Annotated in this window: 5 protein-coding genes; 3 read left to right on the top strand and 2 right to left on the bottom strand. The window is 70.3% G+C overall.

Going from position 1 to position 7,626, the window contains the following annotated elements; all coding sequences use genetic code 11:
* Window positions 1-104: 104 nt before the first annotated feature.
* From ASG59_RS11380 to ASG59_RS11370, 3 genes are read left to right on the top strand one after another with little or no spacing between them, the layout of a single operon-like run.
* Window positions 105-713 carry a hypothetical protein gene (locus ASG59_RS11380; RefSeq protein WP_056408956.1) on the top strand — a complete coding sequence of 203 codons (609 nt, stop codon included), beginning with the start codon at window positions 105-107 and terminating at the stop codon, window positions 711-713.
* Complete coding sequence (locus tag ASG59_RS11375; RefSeq protein ID WP_156399217.1) at window positions 710-1,495, top strand: DUF6270 domain-containing protein; 786 nt, start codon at window positions 710-712, stop codon at window positions 1,493-1,495. Before ASG59_RS11380 ends, ASG59_RS11375 begins: the two co-directional genes overlap by 4 nt.
* 2 nt (window positions 1,496-1,497) lie before the next feature.
* Window positions 1,498-3,261, top strand: coding sequence for a hypothetical protein (locus tag ASG59_RS11370; RefSeq protein WP_056408952.1), 1,764 nt, complete (start codon window positions 1,498-1,500; stop codon window positions 3,259-3,261).
* Window positions 3,262-3,337: 76 nt separating this feature from the next.
* Here ASG59_RS11370 and ASG59_RS11365 read toward each other — a convergent pair whose 3' ends face one another.
* Both ASG59_RS11365 and ASG59_RS11360 read right to left on the bottom strand, forming a co-directional pair.
* On the bottom strand, window positions 3,338-5,176 hold the full coding sequence (locus tag ASG59_RS11365; protein WP_056408950.1) for a hypothetical protein: 1,839 nt from the start codon (window positions 5,174-5,176) through the stop codon (window positions 3,338-3,340).
* A gap of 464 nt (window positions 5,177-5,640) precedes the next feature.
* Window positions 5,641-7,626 (bottom strand): calcium-binding protein (locus ASG59_RS11360; protein ID WP_162245451.1); only part of this gene is annotated, 1,986 nt, incomplete at its 5' end.

Here is a 7,626-nt window from a genome sequence, read left to right as displayed (position 1 = left end):
CCCGCTTCGCCGGGCTGATCAGGGGCGCCCCGCCATACCCATCCGGGGGGTCAAAGTTCGACGCCGATCCAGGGTCAATGTTCAACGCTGTTTGACAGCAAGGGGTGCTCGACAACGAGATCGGTGCCCTGAAGCACGGCATCTACAACCTGGGTTTCATCGCCGTCGCCGGCACCGGGGAGGGCCGCCGCTTCGCACGGTGGTGGCGCGCCCGGCTCCTCGCCTTCTGCCGCGACGACATCCCCGCCGGGCTGTTCACCGATCAGCGCTGGTGCGACCACGTTCCGGCCCTGTTCGACGGCGTCCACATCCTGCGCGACGAAGGCTTCAACGTCGCCTCCTGGAACGTCGCGCATCGGCGGATCGAGGTCGACCCCGACGGGACGATCCGCGCTGCCGGCCGGCCGCTGCGCTTCTTCCACTTCACGAAGCTCGGAACCGCCGGCCGGCTCATGCTGGAACGCAACGGAGGCGACCAGCCCGCCCTGTTCGAGTTGACGAAGTGGTACGAACGGCGACTCACCTGCAACGCGGTCGCGATGCTTCCCGAGGGTTGGTGGGCCTACGGCTTCTATGCGGACGGGACGCCGATCCCGATCACGCACCGGCGGCTCTACCGCGAGCGGCCCGACCTGAGGGCGCGCTTTCGCGACCCCTACGCGGCCGGGCCGCACGCGTTGGCGCGGTGGATGGGCGAGGCGTCCGGGACGTGAGCGCACCTCCCGCCCGGATCGCCATGCTCGCAAGCTGCGTCACGCGGGAGGCCTTGCTGACGGGAGGCCGTCCGCTCCGATCCTTGGCGGCGAACTACGCGCGCATCTCGCTGGCAAGCCTGACCGCCCCCTTCCCCGGCTGCCCCGGGATCGATCCCGGAATCGTCGAGCGGCTCGATCGGCCAGCGGCCGTGCGGCACTGGCTGAGGGCGGAACTCTGCAAGACGGTGCCGCACGCGCTCGCCGAGGCGCGGCCGGACGTGCTCCTGCTCGATTTCGCCGAAGAGCGCTTCGATCTCCTCGTGCTCCCGAGCGGCCTCATCCTGAACGCGAGTCTCGATCTCGTGGAAAGCGGGCTCCTGGAGACCCCGGCGCTGGCCGGTGCGCGCCGGGTCCCGCGCCTGTCGGCGGAAGCCTGGGACCTCTGGGAGGCGGGCCTGGCCCGCTTCGCGGCGCTCGCCACGTCGCTGCCCGCCTGCCGCATCGTGCTGCACCGCTTTCGCTGGGCGAGACGGGCGCAGGGCACGGCGGTCCTGCCGGCCGCGCTCGCGATCCTGCCCGGGCAGCCGATCGTCCGGGCTGCCGACCATGATGCCCTGCTCGGGCGGCTTCAGGACCGGTTCCTGGCGGTCTTTCCCGGGACCCAGGTGCTCGAGGCGCCGCCGGAGCTGTGCCTCGCGGACCCGGAGCACCGCTGGGGACTGAGCCCGCTCCACTTCGTTCCCGCCTATCATAGGGCCATCGCCGAAACCTGGCACAGCCTGGAAGGGACGCTGCCGTGACGATGGCTTCCACGACGGCCGAGGAAGGCCGGGCCGCGCTGATGCAGGCCGCCTCTGCGGTCATCGACGGAGCGATCGAACCAGCCGAGTCGGCGGCCACCCATCCAGTCTGGGGCCGTCGGGCCCGTGAAGTCGCGCGCTGCATCCTGGAGGAGGATCTCGACGGCTTCACCCGCTGGCCCGTCGTCATGCAGACGATGTTCGTGGGCGAGCAACCCGACACGCGGCGACAGCTCGACGCCCTCAAGAGCCTCCCCGACTGGCGTTTGCGATGGCGGCCGGCCCTGAAGGAGAGTGCGCTCGGGCGCCCGGCGGCCTCGAGCCTGCACCCGGCATCGAGCGCCAACCAGATCCGGCAGGCCTACCTGCTGGCCCGCTTCGAGGCCGCGATGGAGACCCGGATCGACGCCTTCGACCAGATCGTCGAATTCGGCGCCGGGTTCGGCGCCCTGTGCCTGCTCGCCCGCCGATTGGGGTTCGGCGGGCGCTACGTCCTTCTCGACATCGAGCCGATGCGTAGCCTGCAGCGCTGGTACCTGCGCAGCAACGGCATCGCGGTGACGGGGGACGGAACGCTGCCGGAGGCGGGCGCGGTGACGCTGCCGGTCTCGGAATTGCCCAAGCTGTTCCCGGAGACGGACCCGCGCACGGCCATCCTCGCCCATTGCTCCCTCGGCGAGACGCCGATCCCGCTGCGGGACGAGATGCTCCACACGCTCAAGCGCGTCCAGACCGAGGCGATCTGGCTCGTCTACCAGCAGAATTTCGGCGTTCACAACAGCCATTACTTCGCTGGCGCGGCCAGAGATTTTCTGAATGTCTACGAGGTCGGAATTCGGCCGCTCGAGCCCGGTGCCGCTCCGGATTCCCCCACATACGGTCACGCCTGCCTCGCCCTAAAGCGCGTCCCCGGTCGCGCCTTCCGTCCCGGCATCAAAAACCTGCGCAGGCCTCCATTCGAGACGCGCGATATGCGCCGCCTCGCGGTGGAGGAGGTGAGTGCCGTCGTGCGGCGAGCGGTCGACGCACGGACGCCGCTGTCGCTCCTGCGCCTCGGCGACGGCGAGGGACGCGTGATCGGCTATCCGGACCACGTCCCGCCGCGGCTGCTCGCCGATATCTGGCGGGTCTGGTTCGGTCACGCCGGGTTTACGGACGAGGCGGTGGCGCGGCTTCGCCACGACCTGAAGATCGCCTGCCGGGAGGCGGACGTCGTGGGCATCCCCAAAGCGGAGCCGGACGTCGACTGCGAGTTCGGTCGCGTGGCCGCCCTGTTGCCGCGCGAGGATTTCGTCACGCCCTCCACGCTGCTCTGCCACGCCGGGGTCCATTTCGGGCTCCAGCGGGCAAGCCTCTATCCCGCGCTGCTGGCGGGCCTGCCGTATGTCGGCGTCATCGGGCCGCGCGACCTCGGGCAGGTCCTGCCCGCCCTCTACGGCGTGCGCGGCGTCGAATGGCTGCCCGTGCCCCCGGAGATGGCCTATTCGGACCTGCCAGAGGCCGAGAAGGCCGCATTGGTCAGCGCCGACGCGCATCTCAACGAACGCTACCCGGAACTGATGGAACGCGAGATCCCCGACCTGCTGGCACGGGCGCCCGGCCTTTTGGTGCTGGTCGGCGCCGGCATCCTGGGCAAGATCTATTGCGGGCGCGTCAGGCAGCTCGGCGGCATCGCCATCGACGTCGGCAGCATGATGGATGTCTGGGCCGGCTTGAAGACCCGCGACAACCAGGATTTCGCCGATCTTCGCCCGGTCTTCGGGTGACATGCGGTCGGCTCGATCGACACGGCATCCGGTCGCCACGGCCGAAGGCCACGGGTCAACGACCGTCCGGACCGTATCAGGTGAGGAACCGCCCCGAGGCTGTCGCGTAGCAATATCCGGCAAGGCCCGAACCGCCTTCGATACGAAGCCGGACGGTCGCATCCGGAGGCGTCGTCGTGGGCAGGCTGAAGCGCCAGCCGACCGGCGCGCCCGGTCCGGAGCCGAGGGCCGGCGGCGCCATCGCCGGGCGCAGCCCAGGGACGGGGCGAGCGTCGACAGCGACCGTGAGCCGCGCGATTCGGTCACCGGGCGCGGCCGCCCAGCCCGCGAAGGCCGTGTCCCCGTTCGCAAGGATCGTCGCGCTCTCGAAGCCGCCCATCGGCGGTAACCCGACCCGCAACGCCGTCACGTCCCGGTCCGATCCGCCGACGAGGTAGAGATCGTCGCTTCCCCGAGGTGCGCTCGAGAGGCGCGCCCAAGTCGGCGGCGCCTCCGGACGCAGCCGACGCAGGGCCGCCTCCACCAGCATCGCGTTCTCCCGGCCGGAGGGAAGGCCGAAGGTCAGGATCCCACGCGGCGTGAGAAGCCCGTGCAGCGTCGCCAGCCGGGTGTCGAGCCACGCCTCAGCCGTCCAGGTGCCCGGAACGATCGGTCCGGCAACGATCAGATCGTGCTTTTGCCCCTCCGCAGGCGGCGGCCAGGGCACGTCGGTCGTCCCGAACAGGCGCGCCTGCCACGCGCGTGCGTCCGCCCGTTCGTCCGATACCGACAGCCGACCCTGCGGCAGCCATTGCGCCAGCGCCCGCGTCAGGCGCCCCCAGCCCGAGGCGACGTGCAGGACGGAGCCGACGGCCGCCATCCCGTCGAAGGCACTGTCGGCGACCTGCCGGCAGATCTCGGCCTCGCGGACCGCCGCCTCGGTGAACCGGACGAGGGCGAGGGAGCGGTCGTCGCCACAGGCCGGCAGCAGCGCCTTGAAGAAGGTCGCATCCTCCCGTGGGAGCGGCTTGCAGAACCGGGCTTCGTCGAGGTGGTGCAGGTGCAGCACATCCTCGATGAAGCCGCGGTGAGCCGGTCCCGCCATGTCGAAGCTCAAGGGCTGCGTCTGCACGGGCTGGCTGCCCAGCGGCGTGCGCAGGTCGACGAAGACGGGGTTCTCGCGCGTCTTGAGGCCGGCCCACAGGTCCATCATGCTGCCGAGGTCGATCGCGACGCCGCCCAGTGCCTTGACGCGGGCACAATAGAGCTTGCCCGGCAGGCCGGCCCCGACCAATACGACGAGGCCGGGGTATCGCCGCATCAGGCGGGGAATGCCGTCGTCGAGAAGTTCGGGCAGGCGGGTCGTCAGATGCGCGTCGCGGCGCGCAAGTGTTGCGGCCTCGGCGTCCGGCAGATCGGCAAAGCGCATCTCCGGGGGCGTGGGAAGCCAATGGACCCGGCCGATGCCGAAGCGGTCGGGCAGAACGCGCGTCAGGTCGCGCGGCCCGATCACGCCGACCTCGGGCAGACCGGCGAGCAGGCCGGCATACCATCCGTGCCGTTCGAACCACAGGTGAAAGCCCGCATGGCACAATGCCGTGCCTGGCCTGATCGAGCCCTCCCGCGCCAGAAGCGCCGCGACGCGCCCGAACTCGGATCCGAGATACGGTTCCGCCTGCGGGACGCCGATCACGTCGGCCGCACGGCACGCCTCGCGCAGGGCCTCCCTCAGGGCAGCGACCTGTGCCTCCCTGTAGGCGGTGTGGCCGAACCAGGTGCGCCAGATATCGGCGAGCAAGGGCGACGGCACATGCTCCGGATAGCCCATGACCCGGCCCTCCCCGTCACCGAGCCGGATGATCGAGAAAGGCACTCCGGCCGAGACCGCCGCGGACAACCGTGTGCGCAGGGCGTCGAGGGAGAGACGATCGTCCATGCCGAACCACCGCGATCGTCGCGCCGTGCCCCGATCGGCAGCCCGGCTCCAGCGCGATCCTTAGCGACGACACCGCGTCCATCCAAGGCCAGCGGTCGTCGACGTCGACGCTCTTGCCGTTCGATCGCGGGCTCGCCTCGCGCGGAATGTGGGCTTCGTCCCAGGCCCCCCGGAGCCGGGCGCGGACTTCGTCGCCGTCGATTTCCCGCAGGCCAACCGGCTGACCGTGCCCATCCCGGCGGCGGTGGCAGGGCACGAGGCGACGATGATCTCCGGCCGAACTCGCGCGGCGGGGAGGTAAGCAACCGATTGAGCTTAGCGGACTTGCGAGAAGTCTCGATGATATCGTTAGAGAATATCAAGAATACGCCGGCGCCGCCGGATAGACCGTCCTTCCGTCTTCGTCGGCCGCGACCTCTGGCAGGCGCTTCTTGGCTTCGAGCCCTACGGCCTGGTCCTGCGGCTCACACCACGAAGAGGTCGAGGTGCGTGAGGGCGGCCTTGGTGTCGATGGTGGCGAACCGCACCGCGGCCGAGGCCAGGCCGCTGCCGTCGGCGTCGTAGGACAGGGCCCCCGTCGCCTTGTCGTAGAGGATGCGGTCGCCGGCATCGGCCGATCCGGTGGAGAGGTCCTTGAAGGCCGCCTCGGCCAGGGCACCGGCTCCCAGCACAGTGAACACGCTGCGCGCGAGGTGCACCGTGTCGTCGATGACCGAGAAGTCGGTGATCCGGTCGAGGTTGCTCGGGCCCAGCGCCGTCCTGAACACGAAGCTGTCCGCCCCGGCACCGCCGGTCAGGAGGTTGGAACCGCCGTTGCCGGTGATCACGTTGGCGAGGGCGTTGCCGGTCCCAGTGAGGTTGCCGGTCCCGGTCAGGGTGAGGTTTTCCAGGTCCGCGCCGCCGAGCCCGTACGACACCGAGGCGGAGACGAGGTCGGTGCCGACGGCGCCGCCGACCTCCACGACTTTGTCGCCGATATCGTCGACGTAATAGGTGTCCGAGCCTGCCCCGCCGATCATGGTGTCGGCCCCGCCGAGCCCGTTGAGGACGTTGGCGCCGCCGTTGCCGGTGATCACGTTGGCCAGCGAGTTGCCGGTCCCGGCGAGGTTGCCCCCGCCGGTCAGGATCAGGTTCTCCAGGTCCGCGCCGCCGAGCCCGTACGACACCGAGGCGGAGACGAGGTCGGTGCCGATGGTGCCGCCGACCTCCACGACTTTGTCGCCGATATTGTCGACGTAATAAGTGTCGGACCCGGCCCCGCCGATCATGGTGTCGGCCCCGCCGAGCCCGTTGAGGACGTTGGCGCCGCCGTTGCCGGTGATCGCGTTGGCCAGCGAGTTGCCGGTCCCATCGAGGTTGCCGGTGCCGGTGAGAATCAGGGCCTCCAGATCCGCGCCGCCGAGCCCGTACGACACCGAGGCGTAGACGAGGTCGGTGCCGATGGCGCCACCGATCTCCACGACTTTGTCGCCGGCGTTGTCGACGTAGTAGGTGTCGGACCCCACCCCGCCGGACATCGTGTCGGCCCCGCCGAGCCCGTTGAGGACGTTGGCGCCGCCGTTGCCGGTGATCGCGTTGGCGAGCGAGTTGCCGGTCCCATCGAGGTTGCCGGTGCCGGTGAGAATCAGGGTCTCCAGCTCGGAGCCGGACAGGGAGTAGGACACCGAAGCGTAGACGCGGTCGACGCCGGCGGCGGCGTTGGCCTCGATCGCACGGTCGCCGGTGTCGTCGACGTAGTAGGTGTCCGAGCCCGCCCCGCCGATCATCGTATCGGCCCCGCCGAGCCCGTTGAGGACGTTGGCGCCGGCATTGCCCTGGACGGTCTGGGCCAGTTCGTTGCCGGTGAGGTTGATCGCCGTCGTGGCGGTCGCGTCGATCGTGGCGAGGATCTCGATCGATTGTGCGATGGCCAGGGCGTAGCTGGCGGTGGCCAGGACCCGGTCGTTGCCGGCGTTGGCCGCCTCGACGACCCGGTCGCCGGCGGCATCGACGACGTAGGTGTCGTTGCCGCCGAGCCCCGTGAGCGTGTCGTTGCCGGCGCCGCCGTCGAGGACGTTGGCGCCGGCATTGCCGCGCAACGCATTCGCCGCGGCGTTGCCGGTCAGGGCGATGGCGCCTGTGCCGAGGTCGTTCGTGGTCGCCAGGGTTTCGATGGCCTGCCCGGCGCCGAGCGCGTAGGCGACGCTGGCGCGCACGGTGTCGCTGCCGCCGTCCGCCGCCTCGATGACCTGATCGGCGGCATTGTCGACGAGGTAGAGGTCGTCGCCGCCCTTGCCCGTCATGACGTCGGCGCCGGCACGGCCGTCGATGACGTCGTTGCCGTCTCCGGTGACGACGGAGTCGCCACGTGCGGTGAGGGTGAGACCGAAGTGCTCGACGCCCGCGAAGGCGGCGCCGTAGTTGGAGTTGTAGATGTTGAAAGCCCCGCCGTAGCCCGCCGCGAGCGAACC

Source organism: Methylobacterium sp. Leaf466, from assembly GCF_001425565.1.
In the GTDB taxonomy this organism is placed as follows: Bacteria; Pseudomonadota; Alphaproteobacteria; order Rhizobiales; family Beijerinckiaceae; genus Methylobacterium.
Note: the sequence above shows the minus strand (reverse complement) of the source record. Positions and strands in the feature narration are given on the sequence as shown.

Bases quoted from the DNA above. Each gene is read 5' to 3' on its own strand.
- ASG59_RS11370 (WP_056408952.1), top strand. From the start codon at position 1,498: ATGGCTTCCACGACGGCCGAGGAAGGCCGGGCCGCGCTGATGCAGGCC.
- ASG59_RS11365 (WP_056408950.1), bottom strand. From the start codon at position 5,176: ATGGACGATCGTCTCTCCCTCGACGCCCTGCGCACACGGTTGTCCGCG.